This window comes from Streptomyces sp. HP-A2021, assembly GCF_022807935.1.
GTDB classification, from domain to species: Bacteria; Actinomycetota; Actinomycetes; order Streptomycetales; family Streptomycetaceae; genus Streptomyces; species Streptomyces afghaniensis.
Genome location: NZ_CP094344.1, coordinates 2,706,494 through 2,724,737 on the forward strand (window position 1 = coordinate 2,706,494; position 18,244 = coordinate 2,724,737).

The window sequence follows — 18,244 nt, forward strand, 5'->3', positions numbered from 1 at the left end:
ATGAAGAAGGCCCGGTCCCCCATGAGGAAACCGGGCCTTCCGCGTCGTACGGCCGCGACGACTAGTCGAGGTAGTCGCGCAGTACCTGCGAACGGGACGGGTGGCGCAGCTTCGACATGGTCTTGGACTCGATCTGGCGAATCCGCTCACGCGTGACGCCGTACACCTTGCCGATCTCGTCGAGGGTCTTCGGCTGACCGTCGGTGAGACCGAAGCGCATCGAGACGACTCCCGCCTCGCGCTCGGACAGGGTGTCGAGCACGGAGTGCAGCTGCTCCTGGAGGAGCGTGAAGCTGACCGCGTCGGCCGGGACGACCGCCTCGGAGTCCTCGATGAGGTCACCGAACTCGCTGTCGCCGTCCTCGCCCAGCGGGGTGTGCAGCGAGATGGGCTCGCGGCCGTACTTCTGAACCTCGATGACCTTCTCCGGGGTCATGTCGAGCTCCTTGGCCAGCTCCTCCGGGGTGGGCTCGCGGCCCAGGTCCTGGAGCATCTGGCGCTGCACGCGCGCGAGCTTGTTGATGACCTCGACCATGTGCACCGGGATACGGATGGTGCGGGCCTGGTCGGCCATGGCGCGGGTGATCGCCTGACGGATCCACCAGGTGGCGTACGTGGAGAACTTGTAGCCCTTGGTGTAGTCGAACTTCTCGACCGCACGGATCAGACCGAGGTTGCCCTCCTGGATGAGGTCCAGGAAGAGCATGCCGCGGCCGGTGTAGCGCTTGGCCAGGGAGACCACCAGTCGGAGGTTGGCCTCCAGGAGGTGGTTCTTGGCGCGGCGGCCGTCCTCGGCGATGATCTCCAGCTCGCGCTTGAGCTTCGGGGCGAGCTTGTCGGCGTTGGACAGCTTGTCCTCGGCGAAGAGACCCGCCTCGATGCGCTTGGCGAGCTCGACCTCCTGCTCGGCGTTGAGCAGGGGGACCTTGCCGATCTGCTTGAGGTAGTCCTTGACCGGGTCGGCGGTGGCACCGGCCGCGGCGACCTGCTGGGCGGGGGCGTCGTCCTCGTCCTCGTCGGACAGCACGAAGCCGGCGTTCTCCGTACCCTCGGGCTCCTCGCCGGCCTTGCCGGGTGCGGCCTCCTCGAGCACCTCCTCTTCGAGAAGCTCGACGTCGTCCTTCTTGGCGCTGGTCTTCTTCGCCGCGGTCTTCTTGGCGGGAGCCTTCTTCGCGGCCGCCTTCTTGGCGGTCGTCTTCTTGGCTGCTGCCTTCTTGGCGGGGGCCTCGTCCTCGACGGCGGACTCGGCGGCGGGTTCCGCCGGCGTGGCGGTGGCGGTGGCCTTCCTGGTGGTCACCGCCTTGGCCGCGACCGTCTTTGTGGCGGTGCGCTTGGCGGGAGTCTTCGCTGCGACGCTCTTTCGGGTGCGCTTGGGCTCTGCGGCACTGACCATCAGCGTCACACCCTCTTCCTCGAGGATCTGGTTGAGGCTGCGCAGTACGTTCTTCCACTGAGTGGCCGGAATCTGGTCAGCTTCGAAGGCCCGACGCACGTCATCGCCGGCGATCTGCCCCTCAGCCTTTCCCCGCTCAATGAGAGCCATGACAGAGACGGACTCGGCGATCTCCGGCGGGAGCGTACGGGATGTGCTGGCCGACACGAACAACCTCTCGGAACGTTGGAAAACGGCTTCCGGCCCCGTCCACAGTGGACAGGAGCCGACCGCCGGCTTGGGGGTGGGCCGACGGCGCGGGCGGGGGCCGGGAAGATTCACAGCGCCGTGAACGGCGTCCGTATTCCCTCCGCGGCTGTCACCTCTTAGGTCATCGCGTTCTTCCCGCGAGCGTTACGCCCAATTCGCGTGGCCCGAGTCACACCCCGTAAGCAAACAAAAGCGATCAGACGTGGGCAAAGGGGGGCACACTTGGTTGTCACCCGGCCACTCCAGTGGAGCTGCAGCCCCCTTCGCGCCGTCGGACCCCGCAGGATCACGAGGATCCTGCGGGGTCCGACGGGAGGCGGATCACCGAACGGGCACTGCCACAGGAGGGGGGTGGCACACCCGGCCGCGCCGCCCGCGGAACGCGGTCAGTGCTCGCGCGGAGCGGGCACTACGCGTTCCACCTCGGGATGGACCGCGAGGAGTTGCCGCATCGCCGCCTCGGCCGCGGCTCCGTCACCCTTGGCGAGGGCGTCACAGATGCGGCCGTGGTGCGCCAGCGACGTCTCGTTCGGCCGGTCACAGCCCGTGACCGGACCGCCCGAGACCTGGAGTGCCGCGGACACGATCCCGGAGAGGTGCTCCAGCATGCGGTTGTCGGCGACCTGGATCAGCAGTGAGTGGAACTCGGAGTCGGCGCGGGAGAAGGTGAGCGCATCACCCTGGGCCATCGCGTGCCCCATGATCTCGACCATGTCCGTCAGGCGCTGCTGGACATCCTCGCGCCCGTGCCCGGCGGCGAGGCGGGCGGCGAGCGGTTCGATCGTCCAGCGCAGCTCGCTCAGCTCGCGGCGCTGGTCGTCGCGCTGCGGCCCGAAGGCCCGCCACTCGATGATGTCCGGGTCGAGAAGGTTCCAGTCGCTGACGGGGCGCACGCGCGTGCCGACGTTCGGGCGGGCGCTCACCAGGCCCTTGGCCTCCAGGACGCGGAGCGACTCGCGGACGACGGTGCGGGAGACCTCGAACCGCTGGCCGATCTCCTCGGGCACCAGCGGACGGTCGGCGCCCAGGTCACCGGAGACGATCATCTGACCCAGCTGCTGGACGAGTTGGCCGTGCAGCCCGCGTCCGCGGCTGCCCGCGGCGCGCCTGCCCACGCGGCCCAGCTCGGGGTCCGCGCCGTCCCAGGCAGGGGCGCCGACGCGGTCGACGGCGGGCGCCTCCGCGTAGGGGTAGCGGTCGAGTTCGCCCGGGCTCGCGAGGCCGGAGTCAGCGGAGCGGGCGGCGGTCATCATGGTGTGCGCAAGGGTACTCACGCATCCTTTGTCGGCGCCGTCTCCAACTCCCTTGAGGTCTTTGGTGAAAAGCACACGAAAGGGTGATCGCTCACGCCGTCGCAATTGACGCCTTATCGGAAAGAAATGTGCGTTCTGCGGGGAGTTGTACGCATGGCCGAACCAAGGGTTACGGACAGTCGTCACCGGAACCGGCCCCGCAGTGCGGTGAGCAGGTACGCGCAGAGCAGTGCGGTCAGCGACAACGTCAGTGCGCCGCCGACAGGTTGTGAGATCAGGCTGAGCGCGGCTTCCAGATAGCGCTCTCCCCCGAAGGGCCATCGCGGCAGGAGAACCTCGCGCAGTCGCATGGGAAGTCCCGCCGCGGTCCGCACGGACGGCCCCTCCAGGACCTTGTGCACCGCGGGTACGACGAGAAGCGGCACGGCGGCCACAGCGGCGAGCCCGGCCGTGGTGGACCGGAAGATGCCCGCAGCCAGTACGCCCGCCCAGGCGCAGCCGACCACGAGCCCGATCCAACTCGCACTCATCGAAAACCAGTCGGCGGGAACCTGGGCGAGTTCCCGTCCGTAGACGAGATAGAGCACTTCGGCGTCGCAGCCGACGGTGAGGGCGGCCAGCATCAGCGCGGTGGCCGTGGCGACGAGCAGTTTGGCGGCCAGCAGCCCCAGCCGGCGGGGCACGGTGCCGCGGTCCGCGGCCAGGGCGGGGTGGCGGAACTCGTCGCCGAAGGCCAGCGCACCGAGCAGTCCCGCGCCGAGCGCCGCGGGCGGCAGGGGCAGCTCCTGTGGCCACGCGGCCAGCAGGCGCGGCTGCGGGGTGTGCCCGATACGGGCGAGCACGACGGCGGTCACGGCGGACACGGCGAGCACGGCAGCCCCGGTGAGGAACCCGGTGCCGATCCCGGCGGCCCTGCGGATCTCGTAGCGGAGGGGGCGGAGGGGGCTGGGGGCGGGGCGGACGGAGATGGGAGGGGGCAGAGGTGGCAGTGCGTCGAGCGTGCGCGCCGTGCGTGCGCCGGCGGGGTGGCACGCAAGAGGTGCCGTCGTCTCCTGAGGGCGGGACTCGTCGTTGGACGGGTGATCGGCCGAGGGGGCGTCCGGGCGCTCGGGCGGCGCCGCGGCGGGCTGCGCGTGCCCGGCGGAGGGCGACGGCTCGTCGGCGACAGGCTTCGGCGCGTCAACGGTGGGTCGTGGCTCAGCCGGGAGTGGAGGCTCCGCGGTGGCGGCCACGGGCCCGGCGGTGACCGGGGCAGGCTTCGGCTCATCGTGGGAGGGGCACGGCTCACCGTTCGCGGCCTGGGGCGCGACGGTCACCCGGTGCGCGTCGACGACGCGCCCTGGCCGGGCACCCGCGCGCTCCGGCTCGATGCTGACGCGCTCGAGCGTGTCAGCCGACGTGCGCCCCGTGTCGGCCCTGTGTGACTCGCCCGGCGTCCGCCCTGCCTTGCCCAGGTCCGGCTCACGGCCACCCTGCGGCTGCCCTGCCGGCTCTGCTCCCGCTCCGGGCCCCATATCGCCGATCTCGTCGGCGAGTTGGTGGACGACGATGCCGTGGCGGAACGCCGTCTCGCCGATCTCGGCGCAGGTACTTCCGTACACGGAGAGGCGGTTGCCGCCTTCTCGTGCGACTTCGACGGAGCGGCGCGCGGTGCGGGCCTGCTTGGCCAGGAGAGCCGCCAGACGGACCGCGTGGGGGCTGCGTACGGCGACCCGGGGGCGCAGACGGGTGCGCGAGAACTCCGCGACCTCCTGGTCGGCCACGACCCTGCCCTGTTCCAGCGTGACGACGCGGTCCGCGGTGCGCGCGGCCTCCTTGGGGTCGGCCGTGGTGAACAGGACCGTGCCGCCCTGGGCGGAGTGTGCGCGCAGCATGCCGTGCAGCCAGTGGCTCTCGCGGGGGGACAGACCGTCTGCCGGGTCGTCGAGGACGAGCGTGTGCGGATCGGCCAGGAGGACGCAGGCCAGGCCCAGGCGACGGTCCATGCCCCGCGAGAGGGTGCCGAGGCGTTCGTCGCGCAGGCTCACGAGCCCGACCGCCTCGAGGACTTCGTCGGCACGCCGGACCGGGACCCCCGCCGCGGCACACAGCATGCGCAGATGACCGCGGACCGTGCGGGCCGGGTGCCCCGGCACGTCGCCCAGCAGCACACCGACCTCGCGCGAGGGATGGGCGATGCGGTGCAGGGGGCGGCCCCGGAAGTAGGCGATGCCGCGACCCTGTTGGAGTTCCAGCATGAGTCTGAGGACTGTCGTCTTGCCGGCCCCCGGTGCGCCGAGCAGCGCGGTGACGCGGCCCGCTCGCGCCTCGAAGGAGACGTCATCGGCCGCGGGCGGAAGCCCTTTGCGGGCGTTGCTTGTCAGTCCGAAGGCCTGGATCACCTGCAGCAAGATAGCGCGCTATGTCCGTTTTTTCGGGCAGCACGAGGCCTGCCTCGGGCACGACAATCATCCTTGTGCGGACAGCGGGCGCGTGACGCTCCGGACCCGCGTCAGACCTCGGGGCGCAGCATCGGGGGGTTGAGGAGAGTCGCGCCCCCGGCACGGAAGAGCTGAGCCGGGCGGCCGCCCTGGCGGGTGGTCGTCCCGCCCGTGGGGACGAGGAAGCCCGGTGTGCCCGTGACCTTGCGGTGGAAGTTGCGCGGGTCGAGCGCCACACCCCACACCGCCTCGTAGACACGGCGCAGCTCGCCGACGGTGAATTCGGGCGGGCAGAAGGCCGTGGCCAGCGACGAGTACTCGATCTTGGAGCGGGCCCGCTCCACTCCGTCCGAAAGGATCTGTGCGTGGTCGAACGCGAGCGGCGCGACCGGTTCTGCGTCACGCCCGTAACCGCCCTGCCGCAGTAGTTCCTCCACCGGAGCCCAGCGCGCGTTGCTGGCGTCGCCGCCGGCCCTGGGTGCGGGCAGGTCGGGAGCGAGTGCGAGGTGGGCGACACTGACCACCCGCATCCTGGGGTCCCGCTTGGGGTCGCCGTAGGTGGCGAGCTGTTCCAGGTGCGCCCCGTTGTCCTGGGCGGGGACGGACGGGTCGTGGACGCGCAGTCCGGTCTCCTCGGCCAGCTCGCGTGCCGCGGCCTGTGCCAGGTCCTCGTCGGCCCTTACGAAGCCGCCGGGGAGCGCCCAACGTCCCTGGAACGGCGGTTCGCCCCTGCGTACCGCCAGCGCGCACAGGGCATGGCGGCGCACGGTCAGCACGACCAGGTCCACGGTGACGGCGAAGGGTGGAAACGCTGACGGGTCGTAGGGCATGCGGCGATCATAGTCGTCTGCCTGACGATAAACACTCCCTTCGCCGGTCGCATCGGCGACTGATCCACTTCGGTCGGACCTGGACTCCACTGTGGGGCCCGGTTGTCCAGCGGTTGAACGTCGTACCAGGTCACACCCCCAGTTGGAGTCCGTCGGCCGCTTCCTCGACCATGGCGAGGCCGAGTCGGCTGACCCGCACGGAGAACGGGGCGCCCGCGATCCGCAGGCCCGTGAAACCGATCTCGCCCAGGGGCGCACTGCGCATGGGGCGCAGGGTCACCGTCCCGGCCGGGGCGTCGGGGCGGATGCCGACGAGCGTGGTCAGCAGCAGCACTCCGGCGGCCGCTGGAATGGCAGCGGGGCGGCAGGCCGCCGGGTGCGGGAGGGGGGCGCTCCCCTCCGTGCGCTGTTCGCCCGCGTACATGTCGGGCAGCCGATGGTCGAAAGTCTCGGCTGCCGCGAGTGCCCCGCGCAGCAGCGAGGTCGCCTCCTTCTCGTATCCGGCGGCGGCCAGCCCCGCGACGGCGACTGCGGTCTCCTGGATCCGTACGGCCCCGGCGCGGTGGCCGAACGGATTGAACCCCGGTTCCTTGGCGCCCAGTCCGCGCAGGCCCCAGCCCGAGTCCATGACAGGGCTGCCGAGCAGCCGGGCGAGGTTCTCGGTCCGCACCTTGTCGAGCAGGCCTGGTGCCAAGGCGCCCTCGCCCAGCAGGCCGGTGTCGAGAAGGTGGACGGCGGCCGCGCCCAGATGAGGCACGGGGCTGCCGTCCGGGGCACGGGCCGCCGCGGGCCGGCCGCCCCCGAGGTCGTCGACCCAGAAGTCCTTGCGGAAGGCGGTCCGCAAGGCCTGCGCCCACTGTCGGAGTGCTGGCCCGCCCGTGCGGCCGAAGGTGTCGAGCAGGTCGGCGCCGAGGAGCGCGGCACGGTGGGCATGGGCCTGTGTCTCGCAGCGGACGGGACCGCCGGGATGCGGGTCGCGCAGGTACGTGTCGTCGCCCACGGTGGTGCGCAGCCAGGTCAGACAGCGCTCGGCGGCGGGCAGCAGCTCCTCCGTCTCCTGCTCGCCGAGGCCCCAGCGGCCGGCCTCGGCGAGCAGTACGGGGAAGAGCAGCGTGGCCTCCGTGCCGGTGCACTGTGGCGGAAGGTGCGGGCCCGCGTCCCGTCTCGGGCCGGGGATCATCCCGGACTGCGGTCCCGGGCCGGTGAGTTGAGTACGGGCGAGGATCCGCAGCGTCCCGGCTGCCAGGCCCGTGCCGAGCGGCAGGGCCATGCGGGCGGCCACGAGCGCGTCGGCGGGGGCCAGACCGCAGCGCCAGGGTGCCCCGGCCGCGAGGTGGGTGTCGGCGGGGTTCGCGGGGTCACGCAGCAGGAGGGCCTGGAGGTCCTCGAGGCTCGTTCTGAGGAGGCCGGGGACTCCGGGGTCGTCGCCTTCCGCTCGCGCGGCGGCGAGGGGGCTGGTCGCCGCGCGGCCCACGGCTCGGAGGGGACCGGCGCCATCGGGTCGCACCCGCAGCTCCACGCTTCTGCTGCCGCCCGGCGGCAGGTCGAGCTCCCACCGCAGCAGCCCGGCCGAGGCCAGGGCGTCAGAGGGAGGCGGTGCGGCCGTGACGGACGCGTTGCCGGTGGCGCAGGACCAGCGCAGGCCGGAATCGTGGACGCTGGCGGGGAGTTCCGGTCCGGCGCGGCCCGAGGCGATCGACCCCAGGTCGGCCAGGTCCGTGCCCAGGGAGACCTCGACCGGCAGGCGCAGCGGGCGGGGGGCCGCGCTGTGCAGGGTGATCCGCTCTGTGCCGTCCGCGAGACGGTTGCGTTCCACGACCACGTCCGGATCCGGGCCTGCCTGCGGCGACGTGCGGAGCGTGCCCACGAACCTGGCGCGGTCGGCCGCAGCCATGCGGGCCTGCACGGCGAGTGGTTCCCGCCCGGCCACGCGGACCTCGCACCGCGAGAGCACGCGCCGCCCGGCGCGGTAGAACCCTTCCAGTCCCCGGCCGGTCATCTGCCCTTCCTCCGTCGAGATGGCCAGACCGGGAAGCGCGACACAGATCATCATGGTGTGGGCCGGCGGCAGGTCGGCGGACCAGCGCAGTCCGGGGATCGTGGCGCCCCGGGGAGGGGCTACGGGCTGCCCTGTGGAGGACGGGCCCCGGCTCTGGGCCAAGGGCGGCGCGGGCGAGCCGTACCCCGACGCGGAACCAGGGCGACGGTTCTGGCCTGTCTCTTGGGGTGACGGACGCCTCCGGTCCGGTGTCGAGGGCGGACACGCGTCCGGGCCGACGGGCACCGAGGCCGGTGAGGCACCTCCAGGGAACCTGGGACCGAATCCGTCGACGCGTGCCGCCGGCCGCGGAAGGGCGTTCTGGACCCCCGACCGTGGAGCGCCTGCACCGGGCAGGCCGGGCCCCGACCCGCGAGGCGGCGGGGGCACACCCGGGGCGTGGCGGTCGTCGGCGGCGGAGGAGGGCGGAGTCGGCTGTTGCATGGGGCGGCTTCCTCTGCGCTCTGTGCGCCTCGATCGAGTTCGGCGCCGGTGCCGGAGGGCTCCGACGGGGCAGGGGCGGTACGGCGTCACGGCCCGTCCAGGCGTTCCGCCACTCAGGTGAACGGCGTGCACCTCCTCCGGGTCACGCCCGTGTCCCCGTCCCGCGCGCGTCGCGGCCGCCAGGAGGACACTCACTCCTCCACCTCCGTGCCCTGGCCGGGCTGTGCGCTTTCCTTGCCGATGCCTCGGCACGGCATGGCCGTGTTCCGCCTACGCGCAGGCGTGCCGCTCGTGCGTCCGCTGCCGGACCGCGCGGTGCCCGCGGGCGCTCGCCCGGTGCCCAAGCCGGCGTCTGCGGCACCGGCAGGGCGCGGAGTGCCTGCCGGCGTACGCCGACGGGGAGCCCGGGTGCTCGGGACATGGTCTCCCGTGCGGGTACCGCCCGGGGTCGTGCCGACGGCACCGGCAGCACCGGTGGAACGGATACGGCGTCGGCGACGTGAGGGCGCAGTCGTGGATGCGGGCGCCGGCTCCGGCTCGGACGCGGCTGCCTTCTCGGACTCGGGCGCGGCTGCCTTGCCTGTGGCGGCCTCGTCGGCGGCGGGCCGAGCCGGGGAGGCGTCGTTCTGCGCGACGGAGCCGGCCGACCGCCCGGGGGAGTCGTCCGCCCTGGCCCGGGAGCTGCCCACCTGCTCGATGCGGTCGTTCGACCCTGTCAGGGAGCCACCCACCCGCTCGACGCAGTCGTCCGTCGGAACAAGGGAGTCGTCCACCCGCTCGACACACTCTTCTGCCCGAGCCAGGGAGCCGCCTGCCCCGACGTCCAAGCCGTCGGCCCGAGCCACCGATCCGGCGGCTCCCGAGCGCCCACGGCCGTCGCGCTCCGCTCGCAGGCAGCTGCGGATCGACTCCGGGTCGAGGCCTTCGTTGCATGCCTGGTGCAGGAGACGGGCGAAGAGATAGTCGGGATCCGCGCTCAGGGCCATGGCGAGGGCTTCCCGGGCCTCCAGTTCGTCACCGGTGGACCATGCGACCCAGCCGGCGAGAGTGAGCGGCGCCGCGGCGTGCTCGCCGTAAGGTCCGACGCAGCGGCGAGCCAGCGACCGCCAGAGGCGCAGGGCGAGTCCGGCCTCGTCGCCCTCCATCCATTCCGCCGCGCGGTCCCGGGTCGCGCGGTCCTGGAGGCCGAGGATCAGCCGGGCTGCCTCGTCGTGCGCGAGGAGTTCGTCGTCGCGGAGATCGGCCAGGAGCATGCCCGAGACGGGCTGTGCCCCGGCGAAGCGGTCCAAGATCCGCCCGGCCAGTTGCAGTGTCTCGTCGGCCACGTCCGCACGGCCGGCGTCGTCCAGGATCCTCGGGACCAGTGCCAGGCTGGCGGTGTCCAGGGCGGTCTCCTGCTCGAGAGCGGCGGCGTTCTCCCAAGGGAGCAGCCGGGCCCGCAGCTCCCGCAGTGTGCCGCGCACCTGGATCCCCGCATAGGTGGCAGCGGCCGCCAGCACCGATGTGCCGGGCAGGCCCATGGGAGCGCCCTCGGGCGGGCAGCACACCGCGTTGTCACAGCAGAACGACCAGTAGCGGCCGTCGGAGATGCACAGCGCCTCGACCACCGTCACGTCCAGGGAACCGCACTCCACGCGCAGCCTTTGCGCCAGCGGCTTCAGCCGCTCCATGACCTCTCGGCCGGACTCGCCCTTTCGCGGTTCCTGGCAGAGGAAGGCGACCATCGACTCGGGGCGGGCCCCTCGGCGCTCGCTGCCTGTCACCAGTCCGTGGGACAGCTGCCGGGCCGCTGACGGCCAGTCGTCCGGGTTCGCGGGAATGCCGAGGCGGGCCCGGCCCCCGAACCGGCCGCGTCCGTCCCTGTCGTGCAGGGCGACCAGGACGATGCTGTCCTCCGGGCGGTACCCGAGCAGATACGGCAGTGCGTCGGCCAGTTCGGCCGGGGTGCGCAGGGTGACCTGGTGCTCGCCGCCGTGGCCGTCGTATGCGGGACTGGGGACGTGCGGCCCGGTTTCCTGGCTCGCCCGCTTCCGCGGTCCACCGTGCTCGGGTCCACCATGCTTGTGCTTGCCGGACGCGTCAGGTCCGGTGATGTCGCCGTGCTCAGAGGATCCAGGCGTTTCGCTGTGGTTCGTCATGCGGAGACGATCTCGCGGAACCCAAAGCTCCGCTTGAGCCTGTGGATAACTCCGATCAGGGACACGTCACTGAAAACACCGAGGTGCCGGATTACCTCGTGCACCGCTCGCGCTGTCAGTGGCGTCCTGTTGTATGGAACGCATGGAGCACACGAGCAACGCGGATCTCCGGGCGGCGGCCGACACGGTCCTCGCCCGTCTCGTCGGGGACGTCTCGGGAACGGCCCGGCTGCGGGAGGACCAGTGGCGGGCGATCGAGGCACTCGTCGCCGACAAACGCCGCGCCCTGGTCGTCCAGCGCACGGGCTGGGGCAAGTCCGCGGTCTACTTCGTGGCGACGTCGCTGCTGCGGGCGCAGGGCAGCGGTCCGACCGTGATCGTGTCCCCGCTGCTCGCGCTCATGCGGAACCAGGTCGAGGCAGCGGCCCGGGCCGGTATCCACGCCCGGACCATCAACTCCTCCAACACCGAGGAGTGGGAGGCCGTTCAGGACGAGATCGCCGCGGGTGAGGTCGACGTCCTGCTGGTGAGTCCTGAGCGGCTCAACAATCCGGACTTCCGGGACCAGGTGCTCCCCCGGCTCGCCGCCGCCACCGGGCTGCTGGTGGTGGACGAGGCGCACTGCATCTCCGACTGGGGCCACGACTTCCGGCCGGACTACCGCCGGCTGCGCACGATGCTCGCCGACCTCCCGCCCGGCGTGCCGGTACTCGCGACCACCGCCACAGCCAACGCGCGCGTGACGGCCGACGTCGCGGAACAGCTCGGCACCGGCGGCAGCTCGGACGCCCTCGTGCTGCGGGGCCCGCTGGACCGGGACAGCCTGAGTCTGAGCGTGCTCCGGCTGTCTGACGCCGCGCACCGGATGGCCTGGCTCGCCGAGCACCTCGACGAACTGCCGGGGTCCGGGATCATCTACACGCTCACCGTGGCCGCCGCCGAGGAGGTCACCGCCTTCCTCCGCCAGCGCGGGCACACGGTCGCCTCATACACGGGCAAGACGGAGAACGCCGACCGGCAGCAGGCCGAGGAGGATCTGCTCGCCAACAAGGTGAAGGCGCTGGTCGCCACCTCGGCACTCGGTATGGGCTTCGACAAGCCCGATCTGGGCTTCGTGGTGCACCTCGGATCGCCCTCCTCCCCCATCGCCTACTACCAGCAGGTGGGCCGCGCGGGACGCGGCGTGGAGCACGCCGAGGTGCTCCTGCTCCCCGGGAAGGAGGACGAAGCGATCTGGGAGTACTTCGCGTCGCTCGCCTTCCCCTCGGAGGAACTGGTGCGCCGCACGCTCGACATCCTCGGGCACGCGGAGAAGCCCCTGTCACTGCCTGCCCTGGAGCCCTTGGTGGAGCTGCGCCGCTCCCGCCTGGAGTCCATGCTCAAGGTCCTCGACGTGGACGGGGCGGTCAAGCGGGTCAAGGGGGGCTGGATCGCGACCGGGCAGCCCTGGACGTACGACGCCGAGCGGTACGCGTGGGTGGCACGGCAGCGCAAGGCCGAGCAGCAGGCGATGCGCGCATACGCGTCGACGACGGACTGCCGGATGGAGTTCTTGCAGCGCCAGCTGGACGACGAGGCCGCCAAGCCGTGCGGTCGCTGCGACAACTGCGCAGGCCCGCGCTTCGCCGCGGACATGTCCGGGGAGGCGCTCGACGCCGCGCGCGTGGACCTGGGGCGTGCGGGTGTCGAGGTGGAGCCCCGACGGATGTGGCCGACCGGGCTGTCGGCGATCGGGGTGGACCTCAAGGGACGCATCCCGGCCGGCGAACAGGCCGCTCCGGGGCGCGCGTTGGGGCGCCTGTCGGACATCGGCTGGGGCAACCGGCTGCGGCCCATGCTCGCGGCCCAGGCCCCCGACGAGCCCGTGCCGGAGGACGTGGCGAAGGCCGTGGTGGGCGTGCTGGCCGACTGGGCCAAGGGGCCCGGCGGCTGGGCCCCGGGCGTGTCGGACCCGCGCCCCCGCCCGGTGGGCGTCGTCACCGTCGCCTCCCGCACACGACCCCGGTTGATCCACTCCCTGGGAGCGCGTATCGCGGAGGTCGGCCGACTGCCACTGCTGGGAGCTGTCGAGTACGCGGGCGAGGTGTATCCGGGGCCCCGGAGCAACAGCGCCCAGCGGCTGAAGGCGCTCGACGGGGCACTGACCGTGCCGCCCGCCCTCGCGTCCGCCCTCGCCGAGGCCCAGGGCCCGGTCCTCCTCGTGGACGACTACACGGAGACCGGCTGGACCCTCGCGGTCGCGGCCCGCATGCTCCGGCGTTCCGGTGCGCAGGAGGTGTTGCCGCTGGTGCTGGCCGTGCAGGGCTGACAGCACGTCGAGAGGCGCGGCCACCACATCCTCGCCGGACATCGGCCCCTTGCCCGGATACCGCCACCTGCCCGGTCTCGCACACATCTGGACGCCGCGCACCCCTGTGACGTACGAACGTGTCGTGCTCGAACGCCCCATGGGTGGCCCGGCGACGCACAGGGTGAGGATATTAGCCGCGCATCATCTGATAACGGTCGACTGCGCCAATTGCTCGTTGCCGCATTCAAGTTCGACAGGAAGAATTGAAGTCCGCTCCCGCACGGCACGACCGCCGATCCGGTAGGGCTTTGCTGCGGTGCGCGCTCCCAGATTCCGACCCCGCCCGCAGTGTGGGCGCGTAGCCGAAGGGAGGACCGTGACCTTCGGATTCGCTCCGGCCTCGGCAGCGGCGTCGACGTCCGCCGCTTCCGCCAACCGCTTGCTCGAACCCGCGGAATGGGCCGCCGCCGGGATCCCGTTGCTCCGCAACCCCCGTGAAGTCGTCAGCGGACTGCACGCCCGGCACCACCCGCAGCCGGCGACCGCTGTCATCGCCGTACTCGATCCGGACGAGCGGCTGCGGGCGAGCGCCTCGTTCGTCCGCCGGACGGCCCCGGCCGACGGCTGGATGTTCCGCAACGTGTTGCTGGCGCAGCTGCGCCGGATCATCCCGCACGATCTGCGACGCCGCACACCGGTGCGCACCGCCGTGCTGCTCTACTGCCGTGAGGGCGACGCGCGTTGGACCGAGGAGGACGGCGCGTGGATGTGGGGGCTGCGCGACGCCTGCACCCTGCACGGGTTGCGCTGCGGGGCATACATCACGCTGACCCGCGACGGTTGGCAGGTGCTCGGCGAGGGCCGCGGCGGACGCCGCCCGCACTCCGCGTCGGCACCGGAGCCGTTCGCCACGTCGGAAGCACCGCCGCCGCTGCCGCGCACCGGTGGCGCCGCCTCCGAAATGCTGCGCCGCGCTGCGGCGGCACGCTGAGGTCTCGGACAGACCCTCCCTGAGCAGACCCTCCCTGAGCAGACCGTCCCTGAGCAGACCGTTCCGCACGACTGGGATCCGCACGGACTGGAGTCTGCAGGGATTGGGGCCTGCACCCCGTCGCACGGCACGCCGCGGTTCCTGTGACCGGCAGCCGGAACGAGCACTCCGAACAGCGCTGAGGCCCCTCGGGCAGGACCGCGCGCTGAGACGGCGTCCAGCCCTCCGGGCTCGCCGAATCACCCGCCGTGCGGAGCCGCCACAGCGGCGCCTGGGGTCGGCCCCGGGCGCCCGACCGGACGCCACGGCACCGACTCAGACGCTCGTGCCCAGCACCGAGTTGATCCGCTGCGGATCACCGCAGACGATCAGCAGGGCGGTGGCCCGGGAGTGGGCCAGGGACAGCGCGCTCGCGGCTGCGGCCTCGGCACCGCCGTTGACGGCGACAACGACCACTGGACGAGACGCGGCCCGTCCGGCGACGGTGGCGTCCGTGTAGAAGACATCGTCACCGGCGTCGTGCTGGGCCCAGTAGGAGGTCTCGCCGAACGACAGCTCGTGGGCGGCCCACGGGTGCTGTTCGCCGGTCGTGATCACCAGGACGTCTCCGGGGGCGCGGCCGGAGTCCAGGAGCAGGTCCACGGCCTCCTCGGCGGCGTCGAGCGCGCCTTCGGCGGAAGCCGGGATCAGCTGGATCTGCGGGGTGGCCGGAGCGGCGGCACCGGCTTCGGGACCCGACGGACCGGGCTTGGCGGCCGCGTCACGCGGCGTGCGCTGCACCGGCGGCGCGGGCCGGAGAGGACCGGGACGACCGGGACGCGACGGAGCCGCGGGACGGGGGCCGGGTACGGGGCGAGGGGTCGGCGCGGTGCGGCCGCTGGCCGGAGTGGCGCGGGGACCCTGGGCACTCTCGTGAATCTGAGGCTCCTCGGGAATGAGAGGCATGGGTTGATATTTATCAAACGTTGGTACGACCCGCGTCGGCGGGTGGCGCATGCGTGCGAACGAAACCGTCAGAAATCGAAGCCCAGCTGACCCTCGATTTCCGGAACGCTTCCGTCCGTCCAGCTGCGGACCTTCTTGAGGTGCCGCCACTGGGGCAGCGCATCAAGATACGCCCACGACAACCGGTGGTAGGGGGTGGGGCCCCGCTCCGCCAGTGCGGCCTTGTGCACGGGTGAGGGATACCCGGCGTTGTCCGCAAAACCGAAGTCTGCATGGTCGATACCCAGTTCGGCCATCATTTTGTCGCGCTGAACCTTGGCGATCACCGAGGCCGCCGCGACCGCCACGCACGACTGGTCGCCCTTGATCACCGTACGGACCCGCCAGGGCGCACCGAGATAGTCGTGCTTTCCGTCGAGGATGACCGCGTCGGGGCGGACCGGCAGGGCGTCCAGGGCACGTCCTGCGGCGAGCCGCAGCGCGGCCGTCATCCCCAGGCTGTCTATCTCCTCCGGGGAGGCGTGGCCCAGGGCGTACGACGTCACCCACTTCCGCAGTTCCTCGGCGAGTTCGGTGCGTCGCTTGATGGTGAGCAGCTTCGAGTCGGTGAGACCCTCGGGCGGCCGGCGCAGTCCGGTGATCGCCGCGCAGACGGTGACGGGACCGGCCCACGCGCCGCGCCCCACCTCGTCGACACCTGCAACGATCTTCGCTCCGGTCGTGGCTCGAAGGGAGCGCTCGACGGTGTGAGTAGGCGGTTCGTACGGCATGGCGACCCTAGGTTACGCCGCCCGGAACCGCGCGCGACACCCCGGTCGGCCCTCGCGGCGCCACGGCACTCGCCGGCCCCTGTCAGGCGCCGCTCGACCGCAGCAGCGGAACCATCAACTGGTCGATCATCTCCTCGATTTCCTGGTCCCGCCATTCACAGCCGCACATCTTGGAGCGGTACATCATCATCGCCGGGATGGCGTCGAAGACGTAGCCGTTCGCAGCGTCGGAACGTACCTCGCCTCGCCTGATCCCGCGCTCGACGACTTCCCGCAGCATCTTGATGGTGGGCTCCACGACCCCGTCGAAGATCACGGCATGGAAGCGCTCGGCCTGCGTCGTGTCGCATTCGTGAATCACCGAGCGAAGCGCGAAACCAGGGCGGGAGAACATCGCGTCACGGGCCCTCCGGCAGAGCGCCAAGAGGTCCTCACGCACGCTCCCCTCGTCCGGTACCGCGTCGAAGTGCGGCAGTCCGGCGCGCAGAGCGTCGGCGACGAGGTCCTCCTTGGACGGCCAGCGCCGGTAGACGGCGGCCTTGCCGGTCTGGGCACCGGCGGCGACGCCTTCCATCGTCAGGCCGTTCCAGCCGACGGTGCTGAGTTGATCCAGCGCGGCGTCGAGGATCGCGCGTTCGAGCACGGCGCCGCGGCGGCGGGCGGCCGTCTGAGCGGGGGCGTCCGCCCAGCTCGGGGTAACCATCGAACTTTCTCCAACGAGCAGATGAAGTGGGGATTTCGGGGTGGGGGGACGTGCCGGACGGCGGCAAAGGGGGACGTGCCGCACGACGACGCCACAAGTGAACGCTTGCGTTCACTGTCAGGGACTCACTACCTTTGACGCGACAGTGAACGCGAGCGTTCACTAACGCACTCGTGGGGGACCCATAGTGACAACCTCTCCATTGCTCAAGGACCAGAAGCCAGCTCCGGCACGCCGGGAGGGACACCCCGGCATCGCGCTCACCGTCATCGCGGCCTGCCAACTCATGGTGGTACTCGACGCGACGATTGTGAACATCGCGCTCCCGCACATTCAAGACGCACTCAAGTTCAGTACCACCGACCTCACCTGGGTCGTCAGCTCCTACACACTCACCTTCGGCGGCCTGCTGCTCCTCGGCGGCCGCGCCGGTGACATCCTCGGGCGCCGCCGGGTGTTCATGACCGGCATCCTGCTGTTCACCTTCGCGTCGCTGCTCGGCGGGCTCGCCCAGGAGCCGTGGCAGTTGCTTGCCGCGCGGGTCCTCCAGGGCGTGGGAGGCGCGATCGCGTCGCCCACCTCGCTGGCGCTCATCACCACCACGTTCCCCGAGGGCCCGGAGCGCAACCGGGCCTTCGGTGTCTTCGCCGCGGTCTCCGCCGGTGGTGGTGCCATCGGCCTGCTCGCGGGCGGCATGCTCACCGAGTGGCTCGACTGGCGCTGGGTGCTCTTCGTGAACGTACCGATCGGCGTGCTGATCGCCGTACTCACTCCGCTCTACATCAGCGAGTCCGAACGGCACACCGGACGCTTCGACATAGCGGGCGCGGTGACCTCGACCGCGGGCATGGCGTCCCTCGTCTACGGCTTCATACGGGCGGCGGACGAGGGCTGGCGGGACAGCCTCACCATCGGGTCCTTCGCTGCCGCCGTGGTCCTGCTGCTGGCCTTCGGGATCATCGAGTCCCGGGCCAAGGAGCCGATCACCCCGCTGCGGATGTTCACCGACCGGAACCGCTCGGGCACGTATGTGATCATGCTGAGCCTCGCGGCGGCGATGTTCGGCATGTTCTTCTACATCGTGCTGTTCGTGCAGAACGTGCTCGGCTACAGCCCGATCGAGGCGGGGCTCGCCTTCCTGCCCGTGACCGTCGTGATCGCGCTCGGCGCGGGTCTGTCGCAGCGGTTCCTGCCGGTGCTGGGCCCCAAGCCGTTCATGCTGCTGGGCTCGGCACTCGCGGCGATCGGACTGGCCTGGCAGGCGCTCATCAGCTCCGACAGCTCGTACGTCGGCGGGGTTCTCGGTCCGATGCTGGTGTTCGGCTTCGGCATGGGCCTGAACTTCGTGACGCTCACGCTCACCGCCGTGTCCGGTGTCGCCCAGCACGAGGCGGGTGCCGCCTCCGGACTGCTCAACACCACGCAGCAGGTGGGCGGATCGCTGGGTCTGTCCATCCTGACGACCGTGTTCGGCACGGCGACCAGGGACGAGGCGGAGAAGCAGCTTCCGCAGTTCATGGCCGAGGGCTCCCCTGAGCAGAAGGCGGAGTTCGCGACGACGCATCAGCTGCCCGCGCCGTGGGGGCACGAGGTGCTGGCTCAGGGCATCTCCGCTGCCTTCGTCCCGGCCGCGGCCATGGCCGTCCTCGCCCTGGCCACCGCCGGGTTGGTGATCCGGGTCCGCAAGAGCGACCTGGAGGCGCTCTCCGGCTCGGCCGGGCCGGGGCTGGGCTGACGCAAAGGCACGGCGAGACGGCTCCGGCGGCTCACCGGCGGGCTC

General features: G+C 71.7%; 12 protein-coding genes. 3 read left to right on the top strand and 9 right to left on the bottom strand.

Features of this window, described 5'->3' with window-relative positions; genetic code table 11:
- Positions 1 to 61: 61 nt before the first annotated feature.
- From MQE23_RS12275 to MQE23_RS12300, 6 genes are all read right to left on the bottom strand, one after another.
- Entirely contained in the window at positions 62 to 1,600 is a 1,539-nt protein-coding gene (locus tag MQE23_RS12275; RefSeq protein WP_037668833.1) for an RNA polymerase sigma factor, read from the bottom strand.
- Positions 1,601 to 2,028: 428 nt separating this feature from the next.
- On the bottom strand, positions 2,029 to 2,916 hold the full coding sequence (locus MQE23_RS12280; protein ID WP_037668831.1) for a FadR/GntR family transcriptional regulator: 888 nt from the start codon (positions 2,914 to 2,916) through the stop codon (positions 2,029 to 2,031).
- 161 nt (positions 2,917 to 3,077) lie between these two features.
- Complete coding sequence (locus tag MQE23_RS12285; RefSeq protein ID WP_243382599.1) at positions 3,078 to 5,276, bottom strand: ABC transporter ATP-binding protein; 2,199 nt, start codon at positions 5,274 to 5,276, stop codon at positions 3,078 to 3,080.
- Positions 5,277 to 5,386: 110 nt separating this feature from the next.
- Positions 5,387 to 6,145: an NUDIX hydrolase gene (locus MQE23_RS12290; protein ID WP_010034909.1), complete on the bottom strand. Its 759-nt coding sequence runs from the start codon at positions 6,143 to 6,145 to the stop codon at positions 5,387 to 5,389.
- Between the two features lie 130 nt (positions 6,146 to 6,275).
- On the bottom strand, positions 6,276 to 8,198 hold the full coding sequence (locus MQE23_RS12295; RefSeq protein WP_243382601.1) for a glycogen debranching N-terminal domain-containing protein: 1,923 nt from the start codon (positions 8,196 to 8,198) through the stop codon (positions 6,276 to 6,278).
- A 620-nt stretch (positions 8,199 to 8,818) separates the two neighbouring features.
- The gene (locus MQE23_RS12300; protein WP_243379182.1) at positions 8,819 to 10,765 is read right to left on the bottom strand and encodes a DUF4192 domain-containing protein; all 1,947 of its coding nucleotides are present in this window, start codon (positions 10,763 to 10,765) and stop codon (positions 8,819 to 8,821) included.
- 142 nt (positions 10,766 to 10,907) lie between these two features.
- Between MQE23_RS12300 and MQE23_RS12305 the strand changes: the two genes are divergently transcribed.
- A complete protein-coding gene (locus MQE23_RS12305) occupies positions 10,908 to 13,073 on the top strand; it encodes a RecQ family ATP-dependent DNA helicase (protein ID WP_037670980.1) in 2,166 nt (721 codons plus the stop codon).
- A gap of 358 nt (positions 13,074 to 13,431) precedes the next feature.
- Complete coding sequence (locus MQE23_RS12310) at positions 13,432 to 14,046, top strand: hypothetical protein (RefSeq protein ID WP_020274575.1); 615 nt, start codon at positions 13,432 to 13,434, stop codon at positions 14,044 to 14,046.
- A 315-nt stretch (positions 14,047 to 14,361) separates the two neighbouring features.
- Here MQE23_RS12310 and MQE23_RS12315 read toward each other — a convergent pair whose 3' ends face one another.
- From MQE23_RS12315 to MQE23_RS12325, 3 genes are all read right to left on the bottom strand, one after another.
- The gene (locus MQE23_RS12315) at positions 14,362 to 14,991 is read right to left on the bottom strand and encodes a hypothetical protein (protein ID WP_082319974.1); all 630 of its coding nucleotides are present in this window, start codon (positions 14,989 to 14,991) and stop codon (positions 14,362 to 14,364) included.
- Positions 14,992 to 15,059: 68 nt separating this feature from the next.
- Positions 15,060 to 15,761 (bottom strand): ribonuclease HII, encoded by a 702-nt coding sequence (locus MQE23_RS12320; RefSeq protein ID WP_020274573.1) that lies wholly within the window; start codon positions 15,759 to 15,761, stop codon positions 15,060 to 15,062.
- 82 nt (positions 15,762 to 15,843) lie between these two features.
- A complete protein-coding gene (locus MQE23_RS12325) occupies positions 15,844 to 16,464 on the bottom strand; it encodes a TetR/AcrR family transcriptional regulator (protein WP_243379184.1) in 621 nt (206 codons plus the stop codon).
- Positions 16,465 to 16,651: 187 nt separating this feature from the next.
- On the opposite strand from MQE23_RS12325, the gene MQE23_RS12330 reads away from it, so the two are divergent.
- Positions 16,652 to 18,199, top strand: coding sequence for an MFS transporter (locus MQE23_RS12330; RefSeq protein WP_243379185.1), 1,548 nt, complete (start codon positions 16,652 to 16,654; stop codon positions 18,197 to 18,199).
- Positions 18,200 to 18,244: the final 45 nt, after the last annotated feature.

Excerpts from the sequence above, each read along its gene's own strand:
- MQE23_RS12290 (WP_010034909.1), bottom strand. The coding sequence starts at position 6,145 with ATGCCCTACGACCCGTCAGCGTTTCCACCCTTCGCCGTCACCGTGGAC.
- MQE23_RS12295 (WP_243382601.1), bottom strand. The coding sequence starts at position 8,198 with ATGATGATCTGTGTCGCGCTTCCCGGTCTGGCCATCTCGACGGAGGAA.
- MQE23_RS12300 (WP_243379182.1), bottom strand. The coding sequence starts at position 10,765 with ATGACGAACCACAGCGAAACGCCTGGATCCTCTGAGCACGGCGACATC.
- MQE23_RS12305 (WP_037670980.1), top strand. The coding sequence starts at position 10,908 with ATGGAGCACACGAGCAACGCGGATCTCCGGGCGGCGGCCGACACGGTC.
- MQE23_RS12315 (WP_082319974.1), bottom strand. The coding sequence starts at position 14,991 with ATGCCTCTCATTCCCGAGGAGCCTCAGATTCACGAGAGTGCCCAGGGT.
- MQE23_RS12320 (WP_020274573.1), bottom strand. The coding sequence starts at position 15,761 with ATGCCGTACGAACCGCCTACTCACACCGTCGAGCGCTCCCTTCGAGCC.
- MQE23_RS12325 (WP_243379184.1), bottom strand. The coding sequence starts at position 16,464 with ATGGTTACCCCGAGCTGGGCGGACGCCCCCGCTCAGACGGCCGCCCGC.